The sequence below is a fragment of the Isoptericola haloaureus genome (assembly GCF_036689775.1).
In the GTDB taxonomy this organism is placed as follows: domain Bacteria; phylum Actinomycetota; class Actinomycetes; order Actinomycetales; family Cellulomonadaceae; genus Isoptericola; species Isoptericola haloaureus.
The window spans coordinates 218614-240553 of record NZ_JBAGLP010000105.1 but is presented as its reverse complement, the minus strand read 5'-3'; the positions used below and the strand labels follow the sequence as shown (position 1 = coordinate 240553).

Sequence of the window (21940 nt, the reverse complement as noted above, 5' to 3'; positions counted from 1 at the left end):
AGTCCGGTTCTCACCGGAAGACCACGCCACAGGCGGCGCGTTCACCGGTCGTCAAGGTCTTGTTCTACCGTGCCCCTCCGACACTCGGGTCGACGGTAGGCGCGCCCGTGCACGACTGCAACGGACGCTGTGGACGAACATGTGGACCCCCATGTGGAAGACTGCCCGCAGCCTGTGCACAGGCGGTGGACAACCCTGTGCACAACTGGGGAAATCTCCTGTGTACAAGCCCTTGCGTGCGGCCTGACCTGGGCCGACGCCGTACTCATGCTGTGGAGGAAAACTCGGTGGGTGACATCCGCCGCATCGATCGCGAGATCCTCGCGCTCGCCTGGCCAGCCCTCGGGGCGCTCGTCGCCGAGCCGCTGTTCGTGCTCGTCGACAGCGCCGTCGTCGGCCACCTGGGGACCGCCCAGCTCGCCGGGCTCTCCCTCGCCTCCACCCTGCTGGTCACCCTCGTCGGACTCTGCGTCTTCCTCGCCTACGCCACCACCGCGGCTGTCGCCCGCCGCCTGGGCGCCGGGCACGACCGCGCCGCGCTCCAGTCCGGCGTCGACGGCATGTGGCTGGCCCTCGGGCTCGGCGTCGTGCTCGCGGCGCTCCTGTGGACGGCCGCCCCGTGGGCCGTGGCGGTCATGGGGGCCTCGGACGACGTCGCCACGCACGCGGTCACCTACCTGCGCTGGTCCGCGCCCGGCCTGCCCGGGATGCTGCTCGTCCTGGCCACGACCGGCGTGCTGCGCGGGCTCCAGGACACCCGCACTCCGCTGTGGGTGGCCTCGGGCGGCGCGGTGCTCAACGCGATCGGCTCGGTCACGCTGGTCTACGGCGTCGGCCTCGGGATCGCGGGATCGGCCCTGGCGACGACGACGGCGCAGCTGCTGATGGCGGTCGTGCTCGCCGTCGTCGTGGTCCTCGGCGCCCGACGCCGTGGCGCCTCGCTGCGCCCGCACCGTGCGGGGATCTGGGCCAACGCCGTCGCCGGGGCGCCGCTGTTCGTCCGGACCGTGTCCCTGCGCCTGGCGATCCTGCTGACCGTGTGGGTCGCGACAGGACTCGGCGCCGTCGCGCTCGGCGGTCACCAGGTCGTCAACAGCCTCTGGGGACTGGCGGCGTTCGCGCTGGACGCCCTCGCGATCGCAGCCCAGGCGCTCGTCGGATTCGGGCTCGGTTCCGGGGACACCGCGCGCGTGCGGGCCGTGCTGCGGCGCTGCCTGCAGTGGGGCGTCGGTGCCGGGGCGGTCATCGGCGTCGTGCTCGCGGCGGCGTCCTGGTGGATCGCGCCGCTCTTCTCCCCCGACCCCGACGTGCGGGTCGCCATCACGGCCGGGCTCGTCGCGTGCGGGGTGTTCATGCCGATGGCGGGCTGGGTGTTCGTGCTTGACGGCGTCCTCATCGGCGCCGGGGACGGCCGGTTCCTCGCGTGGGCCGGCATGCTCACCCTCGTGGTCTACGTGCCCGTCGCGCTGGCGGTCCGCGCCTGGGCGCCGGACGGAGCGGCCGGACTCGCGTGGCTGTGGGCAGGGTTCGCCGGCGTGTTCATGCTGGCGCGCGCCCTGACGACGGGGCTGCGAGCCCGCGGCGAGCGCTGGATGACCACCGGCGCCTGAGCGAGATGAGCCCGCCGCGCCTTCGCGTCGGCAGTTCGTCGTGGGATCGGCAGTTGAGAGTGCCGATCCCACGACGAACTGCCGACCAGAAAGCGCCGACCAGAAAGCACGGTCCGGGAACGACGACGGCCCCGGCTCCCCCACAGGGGAACCGGGGCCGACGGGCGATCGGACCGGCGTCAGCCGGCGACGACCTCCAGCGCGATCTTCGCCGACACCTCGGGGTGCAGGCGGATCGACACGGTGTGCTCACCGAGCGACTTGATCGGCTGGCCGATCTCGATCTTGCGCTTGTCGACGGACGGGCCGCCGGCCGCCTTCACGGCAGCGGCGATGTCCGCGGTGGTGACCGCACCGAACAGGCGGCCGGACTCACCGGCGTGCGCCTCCACGGTGTAGGTCCGCGACTGGATCGACTCGGCCGCGGCCTGAGCGTCCTCGCGCGTGGCGATCTCGCGGGCCTTGCGAGCCTTGCGGATCGCGGAGATCTGCGACTCGGCGCCCTTGGTCCACGGCGTGGCCAGCGAACGCGGGACGAGGTAGTTACGGGCGTACCCGTCCTTCACCTCGACGACGTCGCCGGGCTCACCGAGACCGGTCACCTCGTGGGTCAGGATCAGCTTTGCCATGATCTGGATCCTTTCCTCAGCGGGCCGACGACGAGTACGGCAGCAGGGCCATCTCGCGCGCGTTCTTGACGGCCTTGGCGATCTGGCGCTGCTCCTGCACGCTCACGCCGGTGACGCGACGGGCACGGATCTTGCCGCGGTCGGAGATGAACTTCCGCAGCAGGGCGGTGTCCTTGTAGTCGACCGTCTCGACCTTCGCGGCCTTGAGCGGGTTCGCCTTCTTCTTGGGCTTGCGCACCACAGGCTTGGCCATGGTGAGTGCTCCTTCTCAGGTGTGGACCTCACCGGCACGAGGCCGGGAGGTCACGGGTGATCGTGGATGTGGGCGACGATCAGAACGGGGGCTCGTCGGAGAACCCGCCGCCCGAGGACGCCGGGCCAGCCGTGGCCCAGGGATCGCTCTGCTGTCCGCCGCCGGAGGAACCGAATCCACCGCCACCACCGGGCTGGCCACCGGCGTTGCCGCCGTAGCCGCCACCGAATCCGCCGCCACCGCCGCCGCTGCGCTGTGCGCGGGCGACCTTGGCGGACGCCCACCGCAGCGACGGGCCGATCTCGTCGACCTGCAGCTCGACGACGGTGCGCTTCTCACCCTCGCGGGTCTCGAACGAACGCTGCTGAAGGCGGCCCTGCGCGATGACGCGCATCCCCTTCGTCATGGACTCGGCGACGTTCTCCGCCGCCTCGCGCCAGATGGAGCAACGCAGGAAGAGCGCCTCGCCGTCCTTCCACTCGTTCGACTGTCGGTCGAACGTGCGGGGTGTCGACGCGATCGTGAAGTTGGCGACGGCTGCACCCGACGGGGTGAAGCGCAGCTCCGGGTCCGCGGTCAGGTTTCCCACGACCGTGATGACGGTCTCACCAGCCATGCCAAGCTCCTTCGTTCGTCCGCGAGATTCGGCTGTCCTCGATGTTCAGTGGCATCCCATCACGGGGCACCGACAGGTGCCCAGCCGGGATACGGGGTGTCTCGGTTCAGCGGGTCTCAGTGAGCGACGGCGCGGAGGGTCTTGGTCCGCAGCACGCCCTCGTTGAGGCCGAGCTGACGGTCCAGCTCCTTCGCGGTGTCCGGCGTCGCGGTGTAGTTCACGACGGCGTAGATGCCCTCGGAGCGCTTGTTGATGTCGTAGGCCATCCGGCGACGACCCCAGATGTCCACGTTGTCGACGCTGCCGCCGTCGGTCGTGATGACCTTGAGCAGCTTGTCCAGCGTCGGGCCCACGGAGCGCTCCTCGACCTCCGGGTCCAGGATCACCATCAGTTCGTACTGACGCATGAGTCAACCCACCTCCTCTGGTCTCAGCGGCCACGGTCGTTCCGTGGCAGGAGGGTTCTTGCGTGCGTCGGCCGTGCCCTGCCGCCCCCGGTGGGGACGACGGCGGTACGGCCAGTCGACCAGGATACCCGCTGCGGGCACCCCGGACGAAGCTCGGTGGCGCGTGGTGTCGGTCACCCGTTGCCGTTGCCGTTGCCGTTGCCCGGTGGGCTGGAGGGCGACGGCGACTGCGTGGGCTCCGACGTCGGCTCCTGCGTGGGCTCCTGCGTCGGCTGCGGCCCGGTCGAGACCACGATCCGCACGGTGGTGCCCGGGTCGACCTCGCTGCCCGCACCGGGCTCGGTGCGGATCACCTGACCGCGCGGGATCTCGTTGTTGGGCTCCTGGACGACCTCCGCCCCGAGGCCGACCCGGTTGAGCTGGCTCTCGGCGGACCCGGCGGGCTGTCCGACGACGTTCGGCACCGCGACCTGCTCCTGCTCCTCGACCGCCCCGGTCGAGACCCAGAGCGTGATCGTCGAGCCGGACTCCACGGCACCGCCCGGGTCGTAGAAGTTCACCACGGTGCCCTTCTCGGCCTCGTTCTCGGTCGCCTGGGTGGCCACGTCGAGCCCCAGGCCCTGGAGCAGCGCCGTGGCCTCGTTGATGTTCATGCCGATGAGGTCGTCCGGCAGCTCGACCCACTGCGGGGTGGTCTCGCTCGGGGTCGGCGACGGCGAGAACGTCGGCCGCGGCGGCGTGTAGTCGGGGAACTCCGCGACGTCCTTGCCCTCGAGCGCGACCTGCATGAAGTCGGTCCAGGCGTCCGCCGGCCACGTCGAGCCGGTGATCTCGCCGTAGGGCTCGAAGTCGTCGATCTGGACCGTGTCCTTGATGATCCCCGCGTCGAGATCGACGGTCTTGTACTGCCGCAGGTTGACCACCGTGGCCAGCTGCGGGGTGAAGCCGGCGAACCACGCGGTTCGGTTGTTCTGCGCCGTACCGGTCTTGCCGGCCACGGGTCGGCGCTGCCCGTCGGGCCCGGTGAGCTCGAGCGCGGCCCGGCCGGAGCCCTCCTCGACGACCTGCGTCATGGCGTAGGTCGCGGCGTTGATCACGTCCCGCTCGAACCGCTTCTGCGCCGAGGTGTCCGGCTCCCAGCGCAGGGTGCCGTCCATGTGCTCGACGTTCTTGATGACGTGCGGCTGCACGTAGAAACCCCCGCCCGCGATCGTCGCGTACGCCGAGGCGAGGTCGCGGGGGAAGATCGAGGCGGTGCCGAGCACGTTCGAGTTGTTGGCGGCGACCGGGTTCTCCCCGCCCTCGCCGATCCCCAGCCGGTGGGCGACGTCCGCGGTCTTGGCGGGGCCGACGTCGATGTTGAGCTCGGCGTAGGCGGTGTTGACCGAGTGCGCGGTCGCCTCGACGAGGTCGATCTGGTCCCCGTAGTCGTATCCGCCGAAGTTGTTGACGGTCCAGTCCTGGCCGTCGTCGGCCTCGGGGAAGATCTTCGGCGAGTTGCCGTCGTACCGGTCGGTGAGCTGGCGACCCTCCTCCAGCGCCCCGATGAGCGTGAAGGGCTTGAACGTCGAACCGGCCTGCACGACGTCGTCCGTGGCCGTGTTCATCTGCTGCTTGAGGTAGTCCGGACCCCCGTACAGCGCCCAGATCGCCCCGTCCTCCGGGTTGATCGACACCAAGGACGCCCGGACGTTCTTGTTCGCTCCCTCGGGCATGTTCCGGACGATCTTCGCCGCGTTGCGCTGCAGCTTCGGCTTGATCGTCGTGTGGATCTGCAGACCCCGGGACTCGAGGTCCTCCTTCGTGAACTCCCCGCTGGCGAGGAGCTCCTTGCGGACCGCCTCCATGATGTAGCCCTTCTGGCCACCGAGGCTGTTGCCGCTGGAGCTCTTCTCCACGAACTCGGGGAACTCGGCGGAGTCGGCCTCGGCCTGGGTGATGTACCCCTGGGCGGCCATCCGGTTCAGGCTGCGCTCCCACCGCGCGGTCGCGATGTCGAGGTTCTCCGACGGGTCGTATCGCACGGGCGCGGGGATGATCCCCGACAGCATCGCCGACTCCGAGAAGGTGAGGTCCGCGGCGTCCTTGTCGAAGTACGCCTGGGCGGCTGCCTGCACGCCGTAGGCGCCGCGCCCGAAGTAGATCGTGTTGAGGTAGCGCTCCAGCACCAGCTCCTTGGGCTGCTCCCGCGTGATCTTCAGCGAGATGATCGCCTCGCGGGCCTTGCCGGCGATGTCGGTCGTCTGTCCCAGGTAGTAGCGCTCGACGTACTGCTGGGTCAGGGTGGAGCCGCCCTGCCGGGAGTCCGTGGTGAGGTTCGTCCACATCGCCCGTGCCAGACCCATGACGTCGACGCCCGGGTCCTCCCAGAACGAGGCGTTCTCGCTCGCCACGACGGCGTCGCCGACGTGCGAGGGCAGGTCCTCGTAGGCGACGATCTCGCGCTTGACGGTCGAGAACGTCCCGATCTCCTTGCCGTTGGCGTAGTAGACCGTCGTGGCCTGGTGGTCGACGTCGTCGAGGTTCTCCGGGATCGCGGTGGAGGTCCACGCGGCGAAGAACACCCCGGCGCCGAGCGCGGCGAACGTGAGCGCCGCGCCGAGGACGATGCGCCACGACGGCAGCCACCGCTGCACGAGGCCCTTGCCCCGGCGCGGATAGTTCCAGAAGCGACGGTTGCGTGTGCTCGCCACGTCCACCCTTTCGAAGTGCGATGTCCTCGTCCCTGTTCCGCCCCCTGCGGACACGAGGAACCCCACCGCACACTAGGGGATACGCCGCACGGCATGGGCAGAAAGGCGCGCGACGCAACCGTTTGTGCGCCGGTCGTCCCCAGAGCCCTGCCCCGTGCTCCACGAGCCCTTCACATTCCGCTCCGCGACCGCGGACGACGTGACGCGCAACGCACCGATTGCCCGGCTCTCACGCGCGTCCTATCCTTATGATGTATCGACTCGATACAACGTCATGAGAGGTGCCGTCGGCACGGGAGGGAGAGCACGGGTGCGTAGTCGCTCGAACGTTCTCGAGACGGCCGTCCTGGGCCTGCTCAGCTCCGCCCCGCTGCACGGCTACGAGCTGCGCAAGAGGCTCAACCTGCTCCTGGGTTCGTTCCGCGCCTTCTCCTACGGCAGCCTCTACCCGGCCCTGAAGTCCCTGGTCGGGCGCGGGCTGATCGAGACGGTCGACCCCGACCCGGCCACGTCCCGTCCCGGCGCGACCGGCGCGACGGGACGACCGTCGTCGGGCACCAAGCCGCTCACGGGGCGGCGGGGCCGGATCGTCTATCGCCTCACGCCCGAGGGCAAGGAACACCTCCAGACCACTCTCGCCTCCTCCGGCCCCTCGGCCTGGGAGGACGAGAGCTTCGACGTCCGGTTCGCGTTGTTCGCGCAGACTGACGCCGAGACCCGCCTCCGCATCCTCGAGGGCCGGCGCACCCGGCTGACCGAGCGCCTGGAGGCGGTCCGGGAGTCCGCAGCCCGGACCCGCGAACGGCTCGACGAGTACACTCTCGAGTTGCAGCGGCACGGACTGGAGCAGGTCGAGCGCGAGGTGCGCTGGCTCGACGGGCTCATCACGACCGAGCGCGACCGCGTCAGCGGCCGCGACCGCGACCACGACGCCGGGGCGCACCACGCCCCGGCCCCGAGAAACAAGGAGCGAGGATGACCTCCGTCCGCGTTGCCATCGTCGGTGTCGGAAACTGTGCATCGTCCCTGGTCCAGGGTGTGCACTACTACCGCGACGCCGACCCGGCCGACACCGTCCCGGGTCTCATGCACGTGCAGTTCGGCGACTACCACGTGAGCGACCTCGAGTTCGTGGCGGCGTTCGACGTCGACGCGAAGAAGGTCGGCTTCGACCTGGCCGAGGCGATCATCGCCTCGGAGAACAACACGATCAAGATCGCGGACGTGCCGCCCACGGGCGTCATGGTCCAGCGCGGCCCGACCCTCGACGGCCTCGGCGACTACTACGCCGCGACCATCGACGAGGCGGCCGACGAGCCGGTCGACGTCGTGCAGGCGCTCAAGGACGCGAACGTCGACGTCCTCGTCTCCTACCTGCCGGTGGGCTCCGAGGAGGCCGACAAGTTCTACGCGCAGTGCGCCATCGACGCGGGCGTGGCCTTCGTCAACGCCCTGCCGGTCTTCATCGCCTCGGACCCCGAGTGGGCGAAGAAGTTCGAGGACGCCGGTGTGCCGATCGTCGGCGACGACATCAAGTCCCAGGTCGGCGCGACCATCACGCACCGCGTGCTCGCGAAGCTCTTCGAGCAGCGCGGCGTCATCCTGGACCGCACGTACCAGCTGAACGTCGGCGGCAACATGGACTTCAAGAACATGCTGCAGCGCGACCGTCTCGAGTCGAAGAAGGTCTCCAAGACCCAGGCCGTGACCTCCAACCTGGAGGGCCCGCTGGCCGGGAAGAAGGACGACCGCAACGTCCACATCGGCCCGTCGGACTACGTCGCCTGGCTCGACGACCGCAAGTGGGCCTACGTGCGCCTCGAGGGCCGCGCGTTCGGCGAGGCGCCGCTGAACATGGAGTACAAGCTCGAGGTCTGGGACTCCCCCAACTCGGCCGGCATCATCATCGACGCCATCCGCGCGGCGAAGATCGCCAAGGACCGCGGCATCGGCGGCCCGATCCTGTCGGCGTCGACCTACTTCATGAAGTCCCCGCCGGTCCAGATGGAGGACACGCAGGGCCGCGCCCAGCTCGAGGCCTTCATCACCGGCGACGTGGAGCGCTGACCAGCCCCGCGAGGTAGGCAACTTCTCGCCGAGGTAGGCAACTTCCCCACCAGGTAGGCAGACTGACCGTCACGGGCGCCGGTTGCCGCGGGTCGTCGGACCGGTCGGTCCGCCTCCCTCGGCCGGATCTTGCCTACCTCGGCCGGATCTTGCCTACCTCGGCGGAAGGTTGCCTACCTCAGCGGAAGGTTGCCTACCTCGGCCGGATCGGGCCTACCTCGGGACAAGGACGGAACAGCGGTGGGAGCACTGGGCGAGACCTGGCACGACCTGCGCGCGCTGCTGCGCCTGCAGGGGTTCCGCCGGCTGTTCGCGGTGCGGCTCGTCTCCCAGGCCGGCGACGGCATGTTCCAGGTCGGGCTCGCCTCCCTGCTGTTCTTCTCCCCGGAGCGGGCCGGGACGGCCGCCGGCGTCGCGAGCGCCTTCGCGGTGATGCTCGCCCCGTTCACGATCGTCGGCCCGTTCGCCGGCGTCTTCCTGGACCGGTGGCGACGCCGTCAGGTGCTCGCCTACGGCAACGCCCTGCGGCTGCTCATCACCGGTGCGATGGCGGCGATCATGCTGACCGTCGGACTCGGCGGCAGCGGCGACGTGTGGGTGATCGTCCTGGGCCTGCTCGCCCTGAGCGTCAACCGGTTCCTGCTCGCCGCTCTCAGCGCGGGTCTCCCCCGCGTCGTGGCGGGCCCCTACCTGCTCACGGCGAACTCCCTGACCCCGACCCTCGGCGCGGGCGCCGTGTTCCTCGGCGGCGGCATCGGTCTGGTCCTGGGTCTCGGCATCCCGCCCGGGCGGATCCACGACGCCGCCGCGCTGGTGTGCGCCGCCGTCGTCTTCGGCGTCGCCGGGCTGCTCGCGCTGCGGCTGGGACGCGACCAGCTCGGTCCGGAGCACCCCGCCCGCGGCCACCTCGCCGCCGAGCTCGCCGCCGTCGCGCGCGGTCTGGTCGACGGTGCCCGCTACCTCACGGCCCGCCGGACCCCGGGTCAGGCGCTGCTGGTCATGGGAGCCCACCGGTTCCTGTACGGCGTGGTCTTCATCGCGGCGATCCTCATCTCCCGCAACCTGCTGGCCGACCCGGGCGACACCACGGCCGGCCTGGCCAACTTTGCCCTCGTGCTGGCCGCGACGGCGGTCGGCGGGGCGGCCGCCGTCGTCGTCACCCCGGTGTTCTCCCGGCTCACCGGTCCGCAGGGCTGGATCGTGTGCATGCTGCTGCTCGCCGCGGCCTCCCAGCTCCTGCTGGCCACGACGCCGGCACGCACGGTCATCTTCCTCGGGGCCGGGCTGCTCGGCCTCGCTGCGCAGAGCGCCAAGATCGCCGTCGACACGATCGTGCAGCGCGACACCCACGACGACATCCGCGGCCGCGCGTTCGCGTTCTTCGACGTGCTCTACAACGCCGCGTTCGTCGGTGCGGCGCTGCTCGCCGCGTGGGCCGTGCCCGACGACGGCTGGTCGCGCGGCCTGTTCGTCGCCCTCGCGCTGGCCTACGTGGCTGTCGCGGCGGTGCTCGGCCTCACGGGTGCCCGGCACCCGGCGCCCGTGCACCTCTCGGGAGATCCGGCCCGGGTCGACCGCCCGGTCGACCGCTGAGCCGGCCACGGGACCGGCCACGGCGCCGACCGATGAGTTCCGGGCAGAAAACAAGTCGCCCCGGGCGAGGGAATATCGCAGGCTGGTAGTGCCTTGAGTTGACGGGTCAGTCCGTGCGCAGCGCCGCCCGCGGTCGACAACAATCGATGCGAACCACCGGGAGGGGTCATGTCCGCACGCACCACCGAGGCGCCGCCCGGCGGAGCGCCCCACGACGACGTCTCCGCCCGCGACACCGACAAGCTGTCGCGCGAGCACCTCGGCGTCATCGCGCTGCTGATGGTGTCGGCGTTCATCGTCATCCTCAACGAGACGACCATGGGCGTGGCGCTGCCCGCCGTCATGGACGAGTTCGACATCGAGCCGTCCGCCGGGCAGTGGCTGACCACCGCCTTCCTGCTGACCATGGCCGTCGTCATCCCCACCACGGGGTGGCTGCTGCAGCGGGTCGGCACCCGGAACGCGTTCGTCCTGGGCATGTCGCTGTTCACCCTGGGCACCCTGCTGGCCGGTCTGGCCCCGGTGTTCGGGCTGCTCGTGGCCGCCCGCGTGGTGCAGGCCTCCGGCACGGCCGTCATGCTGCCCCTGCTCATGACCACCGTCATGACGATCGTGCCCCCGCACCACCGCGGTCGCGTCATGGGCAACGTGTCGCTGGTCATCGCCGTCGCCCCCGCGCTGGGCCCGACCATGTCCGGCGCCGTGGTCAACGCCCTGGGCTGGCGCGAGGTCTTCTGGGTCATGCTGCCGATCGCGCTGCTCGGCCTCGGCATCGGCCTGTTCCTGGTCCGTGACGTCGCCGAGCGGTCCCGCAAGCACCTCGACGCCCTGTCCGTCGTCCTGGCGGGTCTCGCCTTCGGCGGCCTGGTCTACGGCCTCTCGGCGCTGGGCGAGGCCGCGCGGCACGCCCCGCCGGTCTCCCCCGCGGTCCCGATCGTCGGCGGCCTGGCCTTCCTCGGACTGTTCGTGTGGCGTCAGCTGCGCCTGCAGCGCACCGACGACGCCCTGCTCGACCTGCGCGTCTTCCGCGCCCCCGGGTTCCCCGCCGGCCTGAGCGTGCTCGTCGTCGCGATGATCGCGATGTTCGGCATGATCATCGGCCTGCCGCTGGTGCTGCAGGAGGCCATCGGGCTCGCACCGCTGGCCAGCGGCCTGGTGATGCTGCCCGGCGGTCTGCTCATGGGTCTGCTCGGACCGGTCGTGGGCCGGATGTACGACCGCGTCGGCCCGCGCCCGCTCGTGCTGCCCGGGGTGTCCGCCGTCGGGGTCGCGATGGTCCTGTTCGCGACGCTGACGCCGTCCTCGCCGATCTGGTGGGTGATGACGGGCCACATCGTGCTCAGCCTGGGCCTGGCCTGCGTGTTCACGCCGACCCTCACCTCGGCGCTCGGTGGTCTGCCGCCGCGGCTGTACTCGCACGGGTCGGCGACGATCACCACGCTGCAGCAGCTCGCCGGGGCGGCCGGGACCGCGATGTTCGTCGCGCTGCTCACGCTCCGTTCCGTCGCCCTGCTGGACGACGGCGCCACCGAGGCGGTCGCGACGGCCGGCGGTGCGCGACTCTCCTTCGGGGTGGCCGCCGTGGTGATGATCGGTGCGGTGCTGCTGGCCACGCGGCTGCGCAAGGCGGAGGCGACGACCTCGGAGACGCCCGCCGCGCACTGAGGACGCCGGGTCGACCGCGGGTGACACGCGTCCCACCCCGCCCTGCCACAGGACCGTCCTGTGGACAGGCGGGTCCGGTGCGCCGCATCATATGGTTCTCCGGATCGTCCGACGACGTCCCGGTGGAACGTTGGGGGAAGGGTCAGGGCATGCCACAGTCACCGTCGTCGCCGACCGACATCACCACGCTCGCTCGCGACCTGCTTCCCGCGGTCCACGACCCCGAGAAGGTCGTGACCGGCGGTGCCGTGCTCCTGGTCGACACCAGGACCCACGACATCGTCGACACCAACCCCGTCGGGGCCCGCATGGTCGGCGGCCTGGAGCTGCCGACCTCGTTGAGCGCCTGGTGCGCAGCGGCGGGCCTGTCGGTGCAGGGCGGGGAGACCACGGCCAGCGAGGCCCTCGCCGGCGCCGTCGACGGCAGCTCCGGCGTCGCGGTCCTCTCGGCGCGGCACAACACCCCGGACGACCTGTGGGCCGTCGGCGTCCCGCTCGCCGGTGCCCCCGGCACGCTGGCGAACCGGGCGATGCTGGTGCTGCTGCCCGGCACCGGCCTGACGGAGGCGGTCCCGGCCAGCGAGTTCGACGGTCTGCAGCGGCGCGCGGCCGTGGCCAGCCACCTCAGCTTCACCATCTCCGACCCGTCGCTGCCCGACGACCCGCTGATCTGGGTCAACCCGGCGTTCTGCCGCGTCACCGGCTACACGACCGACGACGTGCTGGGCCACAACTGCCGGTTCCTGCAGGGCGAGGGCACCGACCGCGACACGGTGGACCGGATCCGCGCCGCGCTGGAGGCGGGCGAGGCGGTCGGCGAGACCCTGCTGAACTACCGCAAGGACGGCACGCCGTTCTGGAACCAGGTGGTCGTCTCCCCCATCCACGACGACGAGGGCAACGTCACCCACCACGTGGGCATCCAGACCGACGTGACCGACCGGGTGCACTCCGACCGGCTCCAGGCCCTCGAGCTCGACGCCGCGAACCGGCAGACCGACCGCCTGCGGCTGCTCGCCTCGATCACCCAGGAGCTCGTCGACCTGTTCGACGAGGAGTCGGGCGCTGCCGTGCTGCCGGCGCTCGTGGCCCCGCACTTCGGGAGCTGGTGCGCCGTGCTCCTCGTCGACGAGTCCGGAGCGCCGCGGATCGTCCACGCCGCGGCCCGGGACCCGCAGCGGGCCGACGACATCAGCGCCCTCGAGCGGTCTCACCGCTGGATCGTGGAGTCACCGACGGTCCTGAAGGTGCTGCAGACCGGGACCGACGAGATCTCCGAGCCGTTCCCCGTCGACGTCGACTCGCTCCCGGCGCGCACGGACCCCGCGGAGCTCGCCGCGCTGCGCCGGCTCGGCCTCGGGTCGGCGATGGTCGTCCCGCTGCGCGGCCGCGCCGGCGACATCGGCGTGCTCATCGTGGTCAGCGACAACACCGACGTCGCCACCGCCTTCCCGCCCGCCGACGCCCGCGACATCGTGGCCCTGGGCGCCCGGTCGGGCCTGGCGCTGGACAACGCCCGGCTGTACCGCCGCGAGCAGCAGACCGCACTCACCCTGCAGCACAGCATGCTCCCCGAGATCGTCGAGGCCCCCGGACTGGACTGCGCCGCGCTGTACGAACCGGCCTCCGTCGGTGCCGACGTCGGCGGCGACTGGTACGACGTCGTGCCGCTGCCGGACGGGCGGGTCGCGATGTCCGTCGGCGACGTCGTCGGGCACGACATCCGGGCCGCCGCGTCGATGGGTCAGCTGCGGTCCGTCCTGCGCTCCGAGGCCTGGTCAGGACTGTCGGCCCACGAGGTCGTCGGCGGGATCGACGACCTCGTGCGCGGCCTGCAGATGGCCGACATGGCCACGTGCGTCTTCGCGATCCTCGATCCGCCGGACGACGCCGGGAACCGCCGGATCACCTACACCCGTGCCGGGCACCACGCCCCGCTGCTGCTGCACTCGCGCGGCGAGGTCGAGAAGCTCGAGGGGGCGCTCACCACCCCCGTCGGGGCACCGCTGCTGACCGAGACGGTGCCGGAGGCCTCGACGGTGCTGCACCCGGGCGACTCCCTGGTGCTGTTCACCGACGGGCTGATCGAACGACGCGACCGGTCCCTGCGCACCCAGCTCGCCGAGCTCCTGTGGTGCGCGGGCGAGGTCGACCCGGACCTGGACGCGGCCGGGATCCGCGACGCGATCGTCGAGGCCTGCGCCGACGGCACCCAGGAGGACGACACGTGCATCCTCGTGGTGCGCAACATCCCGACGCGGTCGTCGGGCGAGGCCGACGTGGAGCTCGTCGACCCGGGCGAGGACCGCACCGGCTCCCGCCGGGCGCCTGGTCAGTCCTGCCGGCCGGCCCACCAGGACTGAAGCTCCGCGGTGGCGCGCTCCGCGCCCAGCGGCCCGTGCTCCATGCGCAGGCCCAGCAGGTGGCGGTAGGCCTGACCGACGACCGGTCCCGGTCCGACCCCCAGGATCTCCATGATCTGCGTGCCGTCGAGGTCGGGCCGGATCGAGTCGATCTCCTCCTGCTCGCGCAGCCGGGCGATCCGCTCCTCGAGGTCGGTGTAGGCGTCCGCGAGCCGCTTGGCCTTGCGCCGGTTCCGGGTGGTGCAGTCGGCCCGGGTGAGCCGGTGCAGCCGTTCCAGCAGCGGGCCGGCGTCGGTGACGTAGCGGCGGACGGCGGAGTCGGTCCACGCACCGTCGCCGTACCCGTGGAACCGCAGGTGCAGCTCGACGAGCCGGGAGACGTCCTTGACGACCTGCTTCTCGTACTTCAGGGCACGCAGCCGCTTGGCCGTCATCTTCGCGCCGACGACCTCGTGGTGGTGGAAGCTGACGCCGCCGCCCGGCTCGAACCGGCGCGTGGCGGGCTTGCCGATGTCGTGCAGCAGCGCCGCGAGCCGCAGCACCAGGTCGGGGCCGGGCACGGCGCCGTCCGGGCCGGTCTCCTGGGCGATCGCCTGGTCGAGCACGATGAGGGAGTGCTCGTAGACGTCCTTGTGCCGGTGGTGCTCGTCGATCTCCAGACGCAGGGCCGGCAGCTCGGGCAGGACGTGGTCGGCCATGCCGGTGTCGACCAGCACCTGGAGCCCGGCGCGCGGGCGGTCGGCGCAGAGCAGCTTGGACAGCTCGGCCTGGACCCGCTCGGCGGACACGATCTCGAGCCGGCCCGCCATCGCGTCGATGGCGGCGCGCGTGGCGGGCTCGACGGTGAAGCCGAGCTGGGCGGCGAAGCGCGCGGCGCGCAGCATGCGCAGCGGGTCGTCGTCGAACGAGCGCTCGGGCTCGATCGGTGTGCGCAGCACCTGCTCGGCGAGGTCGGTCAGCCCGCCGAACGGGTCGACGAACGTCAGGTCCGGCAGCCGCACCGCCATCGCGTTGACGGTGAAGTCCCGTCGGGACAGGTCACCGTCGAGCGTGTCGCCGAAGGCGACGACCGGCTTGCGCGAGTCGGGGTCGTAGGAGTCCGAGCGGTAGGTGGTCACCTCGACCACGACGTCGCCGGCGGGCTCGCCGTCGCCGTCACCGGCCCCCCGGGCGAACCGGCGGGCGCCGATGGTGCCGAACTCCTTGCCGATGTCCCAGTGCGCGTCGCCCCAGCGGGCCAGCAGGCGCTGGGTCTCGTCGGGCGTCGCGGACGTCGCGAAGTCCAGGTCGGCGCTGGTCCGGCCGAGGAAGGCGTCACGGACGGGGCCGCCGACCAGGGACAGCTCGTGACCGGCGGCGGAGAAGATCTCGCCGAGCTCGACGGCGGCCGGCGCCATCTGCGCGAGCACGCCGAGGGCCCGGCGCAGCAGCGCCGCGGGAGCGGGAGAGGCAGGGTTCGACACGACGGTCCATCATCCCAGATCCCGCCGCCGGGCGCGTACCCGTCCCGGGCCGACGCCGTCCGCCGCCGCGCGGGCGGGCCCCGACCGGCGGCGTCGGGACCGGCGGGTGAACTCGGTAGGGTAGGCCCATGTCATCTGCGGTACCGGCACCCGGCGCTCCCGAGGAGCGCCGATCCGTGCCGGTGCCGGTCCCTCCGGGCGGGCATCCGCTCAAGGTCGACCCGGCCCGCCTGCGTCGTCGGACGGCGCCGAGCACCGTGGGGAGCACCGGCCACCTGCCCGTGGTCGACGAGACCTCGGCCGGGGGCCTCGTGGTCGAGCGGCACGTCTCGGGCCACCGGGCGGCGGTGATCCTGCGGCGCAACCGTGCCGGTCGCCTCGAGATGTGCCTGCCCAAGGGGCACCTGGAAGGAGCCGAGACGCCGGAGGAAGCCGCGGTGCGCGAGATCCGCGAGGAGACGGGGATCCAGGGGACGGTCCGCCGCACCCTCGGCGTCATCGACTACTGGTTCAGCGGCGAGGACCGCCGCGTCCACAAGGTCGTGCACCACTTCCTGCTGCGGGCCGACGGCGGGCTCATCACGGCCGCCGGGGACCCCGACGGCGAGGCGGAGGACGCCCGCTGGATCCCGCTGACGGAGCTGCCCGACCGGCTGGCCTACCCGAACGAGCAGCGCCTGGCGACGACCGCCCTGCAGGTCCTGACCCGCACCCCGGACCTGGTCGAGTGAGGGCCAGCGCGTGACCGACACCCGCACGACGGGCGCCCGCAGCCGCGTCCTGCTCCTGCTGCTGTCCGCCCTGCTGCTGGCGGCGCCCCTGGTGCTCGTCTCGCCCGTGCCGGCGTCCGCGCACGAGGACGTCCACGCCGAGATCGTCCGGATCGCCCCCGTCGTGGTCGGACCCGACGACACCCAGCAGGTCGCCCTCCGCGTCACGAACGACACGGACGCCGAGCTCACGGGGCTGACGGCGGAGCTGGGGGTGGGGTGGCGCCCCGTGACGACCCGTGCGGGCGTGGCCTCGTGGGCCGCCGGGGAGTCCGGGCTGGCCGCCACGCAGCTGCGCGAGCCGCTGGACCCCGTACCACCGGGTGAGTCGGTGCAGACCACGCTCTCGCTCGACGTCCGGGCCCTCCGCCTCGGCGAGGCCGCACCCTGGGGGCCGCGGCAGATGTCCGTGCGGGTCGCGGACGGCTCGACCACCCTCGAGCTGCTGCACTCGTTCCTCCTCTACGACCCGGGCACCGGCGCGGCGTCGTCGGACCAGGCACCGCCGCCGCCGGTCTCCCTGACGGTGGCCGCACCCGTGACCGGCCCCGTCTTCGACCCGGCGGCGCCCGAGGACTACGCGGACACCGTGGTCGACCGGTCCGCGCCCGGCGCCCGGTACGACCGGCTCCTCGCGGCGGCCACGTCCCCCGTCGGGGCGCTCTCGCTCGCGGTGGACCCCGCCGTCGTCGCCGCCGCGGAGCAGTCGTCCGACGACGACGCGACCGCGTGGGCGGACCGGCTGCGGCGGACCGGGGGGCCCGGCGTCGTGACGCTGCCCGTCGGCGACCCCGATCTCGCCGCGCTGGCGCACGCCGGCACCGGCGCCTCCACCGTCGCCGAGATCGCCGAGGGCGGCGGCGCGCTGCCCGCGTCGTGGTCACCGGCGGACGACTGGGGGCCACGTGTCGCCTGGCCCGCCGGCGCGGTGGACGCACCGACGCTCGCGACGGCCGCGCGGGCCGGTGCCGGCGCGGTCGTGGCCGCCGAGGGGGCGACGCTCCCGGACGACGCCGTCGGCGGGGTCGGTGCGGCGACGGCTGCCGGAGGGCAGGTACCCCTCGCGGCGGCGGACCCCGTCCTCGGCGCGGTGCTCGGGTCCGCGACCGGCAGCGGGCGGTCGGTCGACGAGCCGGCCGCCACGGTGCAGCAGCTGCTCGCCGACACCGCCGTGCTCGCCGCGGACGCGGCCGCGACCGGGGACGCGACAGCCGTCGTGGCCGCCCTCCCCCGCGGCTGGTCCCCGGACGTGGCGACCTTCGACGCCGTGCTCGGCCCCCTCGCCGAGCAGAGCTGGGTGGAGGTCGTCGACCTCACCGCCGCCCTGGCCGATCCCGCGGCCGAGGACGTGCCGGCCGAGGTCGCCGACGAGGCGGTCGCCGAGTCCGAGCTCGCCCCCGGCGTGGTCCGCGACCTCGTCGCGGCCTCCGACGACGTCGCTGCCTTCGCCACGGTCGCGGCCGACCCGGACGCGCTGACCGCGGGGGTGGACCGTGACCTGTTCGCCCCGATGTCGGTGGCCTACCGCGACGACGTCGAGGCCCGGACGGTCGCCGTCGGTCTCGCCGAGGACCGGGCCCGGCAGGTGCAGTCCGGCATCAGCGTGCTGGACCGTGCGGACGTGCTGCTCATCAGCGACGCCGGCGACCTCCCCGTGCGGGTGCGGAACGAGCTGCCGGTGGACGCCCGGGTCACCGTCCGGCTGCGGCCCGACGACCCGCGGCTCGTCGTCGAGACGGTCCCGGAGATCGTCGTCCCCGCCGGCGAGTCGCGCGACGCGCAGGTGCGGGTGCGGGCCATCGGCTCCGGTGACGTCACCCTCGACGTGGAGGTCACCGCGCCCAGCGGCGTGGAGGTCACCGCACCGACCGAGTTCGCGCTGAGCGTGCGGGCCGGGTGGGAGACCGTCGGGACGGCGGTGATCGCGGCGGGGGTCGGCCTGCTGTTCCTCACCGGCATCTGGCGCACGGTGCGCCGCGGACGCTCCGACCGGCGCACCACCGGCGAGCAGGTGGCGGAGTCCGCCGTGCCGACCGACCGGCCCCGCACCGTGCCATCCCAGGACGCTTCTCCGGAGGACACCGAGTCATGACCACCGATCCCCCCGAGCCGGGGACCCCCGGGGCCGGTCCGGCCGGGCCGGACGAGACCGCGTCCGGGTCGACGGCGGACCCGCAGGGTGTGCGCAAGGCCAGCCTGGGCAGGGGGTCGCTCGCGATGTCGCTGGGCACCGCGGCCTCGCGGGCCTCCGGTCTGGTGCGCACGATGCTGCTGGTCGGTGCCGTGGGCGCCGTCGGCACCGTGGCCAACGCGTTCGACATCGCGAACAAGCTGCCCAACATGCTGTTCGCGCTGATCTCGGCGGGCTTCCTGCAGTCGGTGCTGGTGCCCCAGATCATGAAGGCGATGTCGGCGCGCAACGCGCGCGAACGGCTCGACAAGCTGCTCACGATCTCCGGGCTGGGACTGCTGTCCGGGACGATCGTCCTGGTGGCCGCCGCGCCGCTGGTCGTGCACCTGATGACGCTGAGCGACGCGTGGACCCCGGAGGCCCGTCAGCTCGCCGTGGTGTTCGCCTACTGGTGCCTGCCGCAGCTGTTCTTCTACGGCCTGTACACGCTGCTGGGCCAGGTGCTCAGCGCGCACGGCCGGTTCGCGGCCTACGGCTGGGCGCCGGTGGCCAACAACGTCGTGTCGATCCTGGGGTTCGGGGCGTTCATCCTGCTGTTCGGGCAGGCACCCGCCGCCGGCCTGGGCGACGTCGAGGCGTGGACGACCCAGCAGACGCTCCTGCTGGCGGGCACCGCGACCCTCGGCATCGCCGCGCAGTCGGCGATCCTCGTGCCGGCCCTGCGCAAGGCGGGGTTCCGGTGGGGGTTCCGGCTCGGCCTGCGCGGCATCGGGCTGCGGTCCGCCGGCAAGGTCGTCGGGTGGACGATCGGCGCCGTCGTGCTCGAGCAGCTCGGCGTCATCTACCTCACCAACGTCACGGGCGCGGCCAGCCAGCTCGCCGAGGACCTCGGCGAGGTCGCCGGCGGTCCGGCGGCCTACACCCAGGCGATGTCGATCTACCTGCTGCCGCACTCGCTCGTCGTCGTCTCCATCGTCACCGTGCTGTTCCCCCGGATGAGCGCCGCGGTCAACGCCGGCGACCTGGCGGCCGTGCGCCGGGACATGTCGCTGGGCCTGCGCTCGGCCGGCATCTTCTCCGTGTTCTCCGCCACGGCGCTCGTCGTGCTCGCGTTCCCGTTGACGAAGGCGCTGCTGCCGTCGGCCTCCGAGATCGAGGTCGAGGCGATCGCGCCGATCCTGCGGGCGATGGCCGTCGGCACGATCGCTCTCGGCGGCACGGTGCTCGTGCGCCGCATGTACTTCGCCTTCGAGGACGGGCGCAGCATCTTCGTCATCCAGGTGATCGCCACCGTCGCGCTCGTGGCCGGGCTGTTCGTCGCGACCCAGACGCTGCCGTTCTCGGCCTGGGCCATCGCGGCGGGCGGCTCCTTCGCGCTGGCGACGTGGATCTCGCTGCTGCTGCGGATCCGCGGCATGAACCGCAAGCTGCACGGCATGGACGGCCCGCGGGTGCTCCGGCTCTACGTCCGGGCGTCGCTCGCCGCTCTCGTGGCCGGCGGCCTGGGATGGCTGACGATCCACCTGATGGGCGCCTCGGCCTCCTCCTCCTGGCCGTTCGCGCTGCTCGCGACGGCGGTCGCGGGACTGGTCATGGGCGTCGTCTACCTCGGGCTGCTGAAGCTGATGCGGGTGCGCGAGCTCGACGACGCCCTGGCGCCGATCACCCGCCGACTCCGCCGAGGCGCCGCATGACGGGCCGCTCCCTCTACCATGGTCCGCAGGAACCCCACACCCCCACGGAGGCCGACAGGTGACCACCGCCCAGCCCGGGACCGTCATGGTCGACCGTTACCGGCTGAACCAGCCCGCCGCCACCGACCTGGCGGCGGCGGAGGCCTGGGACGCCCACGACCAGATCCTGGACCGTCCGGTCCGCGTCACGTTCGTCGGGGGGCCGCAGGCACCGGCCGCGCTGGACGCCGCCCGGCGCGCCGCCCTGGTGGCCGACCCGCGGCTGTGCCGCGTGCTCGACGTCGGCACCACCGACCTCGGGACCGGTGAGCAGTCCTACGTCATCACCGAGCCGTACGCCGGTGAGTCCCTGACGCACATCGTCTCGCGCGGGCTGGTCGACGCCCAGCAGGCACGCGCCCTGATGGGCGAGGCCGCCACCGCCCTCGAGGCCGCTCGGCAGCGGGGAGTGCACCACCTCGCCCTGCGCCCGGAGGCCGTGCGGGTGGACGGCCACCGCGTCGTGGTCACCGGCCTCGGGATCGACGCCGGTCTGGCCGGGGTCGAGGCCACGGAGAGCGACGCCGCCGCCCGGGACGCGCGCGGGGTCGTTGCCCTGGGCTACTATGCGCTGACGGCGCGGTGGCCCGGCGAACCCCTCGACGTGGACTGGATCGCCCCGGACGCCGTCCGCCCTCTGCCCGCCCAGACCGGGCCCGACGGCGTGCTGGCCGTGTCCGAGCTCGTGCCGCACGTCGACGAACAGATCGACGACCTCGTGCGCCGCACCTTCGGGACCGGTGGCGGGGCGCCGGAGGGGCCCGGCGACGTCGTCGCCGCCCTCGAGCCGTGGGGCCAGGTCTCCGTGCTGGGATCGCTGCCGCAGTTCGTCCAGCCGACGCCGGAACGCCCGGTCCGGTCCTCCGTGCTCGGCGCGGGCAGCCCGGCCGGTGCCGAGAGCCTGCCCGGCACACCGCCGCCGGCGCCTCCGGTCCGTCGGCCGTCCACCGGGCGCATCGCCCGGGGCGCCGCCGTCGGGACGGCCGGCGCCGCAGCCGGCGCCGCCTACGCCGCCAACGGCGGCTACCCGAGCGCGCCCGCGCCCGGGTACGGGCAGCAGGCCCCCTACGGTCAGCAGGCTGCCTACGGACAGCAGGCCCCCCCGGCCGCACCGGGACAGGCTCCCGGTCAGGTGCCTCCGCCGCCTCCGGGCCCCGGGTACGCACCGGCCGCCGCGACCGGGGCGCCGCCGTCCGGTGCGAGCCCGGCCACGGGTTCGTTCGGCTCGACGGCGGCACCGAAGCGACGCGGCGTGAACCCCACCCCGATCGTGCTGGCACTCATCCTCGTCGGCGTGGTGATCGCCGCCGTGTGGGCCGTCGGCCAGGCGCTCAGCCCGTTCGACACGAGCCCGCCGCCGGCCGCCGAGGCCTCGCAGACCCCGACCGCTGACCCGAGCGAGGGCAGCGGCGAGCAGTCCGGCGAGGAGTCCGGCGAGCCGGAGCCGACCGAGGAGGAGAGCCCCGAGGTCCGCCCGATCATCGAGGCGGGCAGCGAGATCGACCCGCTCGGCAACGGCGAGAAGCCCGAGAAGGTCGAGTTCGCCTACGACTCCGACCCCTCGACGTTCTGGCACACGTACACGTACCAGAACGACCCGGTCTTCGGCGGCTTCAAGGAGGGCCTCGGCTACGAGGTCGAGCTGCGCGAGCCCGCCCCCGTCACCGAGGTCGAGCTGAACACGAACAGCGAGGGCGGGTCCTGGGAGCTGCGTCGCGTCACCGCCGACGACCCCGAGGGCGGTGAGGTGCTCGCCTCGGGCTCCTACTCGCCCGACACCGTCATCGAGCTCGACGAGCCCGTCGTCATGGACGGCTTCGTGCTGTGGACGACGGAGCTGCCGACGTCGGCGGGCGAGTTCCGTCTCGAGCTCAACGAGATCACCGTGTCCTGACCCCTCGGAATGCCGGGGCCGGTCCACGACGTTGCCACCAGGTGCCGGCCTCC

16 protein-coding genes are annotated in these 21940 nt (G+C 72.7%); 10 read left to right on the top strand and 6 right to left on the bottom strand.

Features of this window, described 5'->3' with window-relative positions; translation table 11 throughout:
* Positions 1–287 precede the first annotated feature (287 nt).
* Positions 288–1610: an MATE family efflux transporter gene (locus tag V5O49_RS03055; RefSeq protein ID WP_332900934.1), complete on the top strand. Its 1323-nt coding sequence runs from the start codon at positions 288–290 to the stop codon at positions 1608–1610.
* Between the two features lie 179 nt (positions 1611–1789).
* Here V5O49_RS03055 and rplI read toward each other — a convergent pair whose 3' ends face one another.
* The 5 genes from rplI to V5O49_RS03030 form a co-directional block, all read right to left on the bottom strand.
* Positions 1790–2239, bottom strand: a complete 450-nt coding sequence (gene rplI, locus V5O49_RS03050; RefSeq protein ID WP_278235878.1) for a 50S ribosomal protein L9 — start codon at positions 2237–2239, stop codon at positions 1790–1792.
* Between the two features lie 16 nt (positions 2240–2255).
* The gene (rpsR, locus tag V5O49_RS03045) at positions 2256–2492 is read right to left on the bottom strand and encodes a 30S ribosomal protein S18 (protein ID WP_106265817.1); all 237 of its coding nucleotides are present in this window, start codon (positions 2490–2492) and stop codon (positions 2256–2258) included.
* Between the two features lie 79 nt (positions 2493–2571).
* A complete protein-coding gene (locus tag V5O49_RS03040; protein ID WP_332900933.1) occupies positions 2572–3108 on the bottom strand; it encodes a single-stranded DNA-binding protein in 537 nt (178 codons plus the stop codon).
* A 116-nt stretch (positions 3109–3224) separates the two neighbouring features.
* Positions 3225–3515, bottom strand: a complete 291-nt coding sequence (gene rpsF / locus V5O49_RS03035; protein WP_278235880.1) for a 30S ribosomal protein S6 — start codon at positions 3513–3515, stop codon at positions 3225–3227.
* A gap of 173 nt (positions 3516–3688) precedes the next feature.
* Complete coding sequence (locus V5O49_RS03030; protein ID WP_332900932.1) at positions 3689–6208, bottom strand: transglycosylase domain-containing protein; 2520 nt, start codon at positions 6206–6208, stop codon at positions 3689–3691.
* A 310-nt stretch (positions 6209–6518) separates the two neighbouring features.
* Here V5O49_RS03030 and V5O49_RS03025 point away from each other — a divergent pair, with 310 nt between their 5' ends.
* The 5 genes from V5O49_RS03025 to V5O49_RS03005 all read left to right on the top strand — a co-directional run bounded on the left by V5O49_RS03025 (position 6519) and on the right by V5O49_RS03005 (position 13896).
* On the top strand, positions 6519–7187 hold the full coding sequence (locus tag V5O49_RS03025; protein ID WP_332900931.1) for a PadR family transcriptional regulator: 669 nt from the start codon (positions 6519–6521) through the stop codon (positions 7185–7187).
* Positions 7184–8275, top strand: coding sequence for an inositol-3-phosphate synthase (locus tag V5O49_RS03020; protein ID WP_332900930.1), 1092 nt, complete (start codon positions 7184–7186; stop codon positions 8273–8275). The genes V5O49_RS03025 and V5O49_RS03020 overlap by 4 nt, the downstream gene beginning before the upstream one ends.
* 240 nt (positions 8276–8515) lie before the next feature.
* Entirely contained in the window at positions 8516–9868 is a 1353-nt protein-coding gene (locus tag V5O49_RS03015; RefSeq protein WP_332900929.1) for an MFS transporter, read from the top strand.
* Between the two features lie 168 nt (positions 9869–10036).
* Complete coding sequence (locus tag V5O49_RS03010) at positions 10037–11533, top strand: MDR family MFS transporter (RefSeq protein ID WP_332900928.1); 1497 nt, start codon at positions 10037–10039, stop codon at positions 11531–11533.
* Positions 11534–11682: 149 nt separating this feature from the next.
* A complete protein-coding gene (locus V5O49_RS03005) occupies positions 11683–13896 on the top strand; it encodes a SpoIIE family protein phosphatase (protein WP_332900927.1) in 2214 nt (737 codons plus the stop codon).
* On the opposite strand, the gene V5O49_RS03000 is transcribed toward V5O49_RS03005, so the two are convergent.
* On the bottom strand, positions 13866–15293 hold the full coding sequence (locus V5O49_RS03000; protein WP_332900988.1) for a CCA tRNA nucleotidyltransferase: 1428 nt from the start codon (positions 15291–15293) through the stop codon (positions 13866–13868). The two genes, V5O49_RS03005 and V5O49_RS03000, sit on opposite strands and share 31 nt — an antisense overlap.
* Before the next feature lie 194 nt (positions 15294–15487).
* Between V5O49_RS03000 and V5O49_RS02995 the strand changes: the two genes are divergently transcribed.
* Genes V5O49_RS02995 through V5O49_RS02980 form a run of 4 tightly spaced genes read left to right on the top strand, consistent with a single transcriptional unit; the run spans position 15488 to position 21887 of the window.
* A complete protein-coding gene (locus V5O49_RS02995) occupies positions 15488–16090 on the top strand; it encodes an NUDIX hydrolase (protein WP_278235887.1) in 603 nt (200 codons plus the stop codon).
* Positions 16091–16100: 10 nt separating this feature from the next.
* The gene (locus V5O49_RS02990) at positions 16101–18221 is read left to right on the top strand and encodes a DUF6049 family protein (protein ID WP_332900926.1); all 2121 of its coding nucleotides are present in this window, start codon (positions 16101–16103) and stop codon (positions 18219–18221) included.
* A complete protein-coding gene (murJ, locus tag V5O49_RS02985) occupies positions 18218–19954 on the top strand; it encodes a murein biosynthesis integral membrane protein MurJ (protein ID WP_332900925.1) in 1737 nt (578 codons plus the stop codon). The genes V5O49_RS02990 and murJ overlap by 4 nt, the downstream gene beginning before the upstream one ends.
* 58 nt (positions 19955–20012) lie before the next feature.
* A complete protein-coding gene (locus V5O49_RS02980) occupies positions 20013–21887 on the top strand; it encodes a protein kinase family protein (RefSeq protein WP_332900924.1) in 1875 nt (624 codons plus the stop codon).
* The last annotated feature ends 53 nt before the right edge of the window (positions 21888–21940 follow it).

Excerpts from the sequence above, each read along its gene's own strand:
- rplI (WP_278235878.1), bottom strand. The coding sequence starts at position 2,239 with ATGGCAAAGCTGATCCTGACCCACGAGGTGACCGGTCTCGGTGAGCCC.
- V5O49_RS03000 (WP_332900988.1), bottom strand. The coding sequence starts at position 15,293 with ATGGCGCCGGCCGCCGTCGAGCTCGGCGAGATCTTCTCCGCCGCCGGT.
- V5O49_RS02995 (WP_278235887.1), top strand. The coding sequence starts at position 15,488 with ATGTCATCTGCGGTACCGGCACCCGGCGCTCCCGAGGAGCGCCGATCC.
- V5O49_RS03010 (WP_332900928.1), top strand. The coding sequence starts at position 10,037 with ATGTCCGCACGCACCACCGAGGCGCCGCCCGGCGGAGCGCCCCACGAC.
- V5O49_RS03020 (WP_332900930.1), top strand. The coding sequence starts at position 7,184 with ATGACCTCCGTCCGCGTTGCCATCGTCGGTGTCGGAAACTGTGCATCG.
- rpsR (WP_106265817.1), bottom strand. The coding sequence starts at position 2,492 with ATGGCCAAGCCTGTGGTGCGCAAGCCCAAGAAGAAGGCGAACCCGCTC.
- V5O49_RS03005 (WP_332900927.1), top strand. The coding sequence starts at position 11,683 with ATGCCACAGTCACCGTCGTCGCCGACCGACATCACCACGCTCGCTCGC.
- rpsF (WP_278235880.1), bottom strand. The coding sequence starts at position 3,515 with ATGCGTCAGTACGAACTGATGGTGATCCTGGACCCGGAGGTCGAGGAG.
- murJ (WP_332900925.1), top strand. The coding sequence starts at position 18,218 with ATGACCACCGATCCCCCCGAGCCGGGGACCCCCGGGGCCGGTCCGGCC.
- V5O49_RS03040 (WP_332900933.1), bottom strand. The coding sequence starts at position 3,108 with ATGGCTGGTGAGACCGTCATCACGGTCGTGGGAAACCTGACCGCGGAC.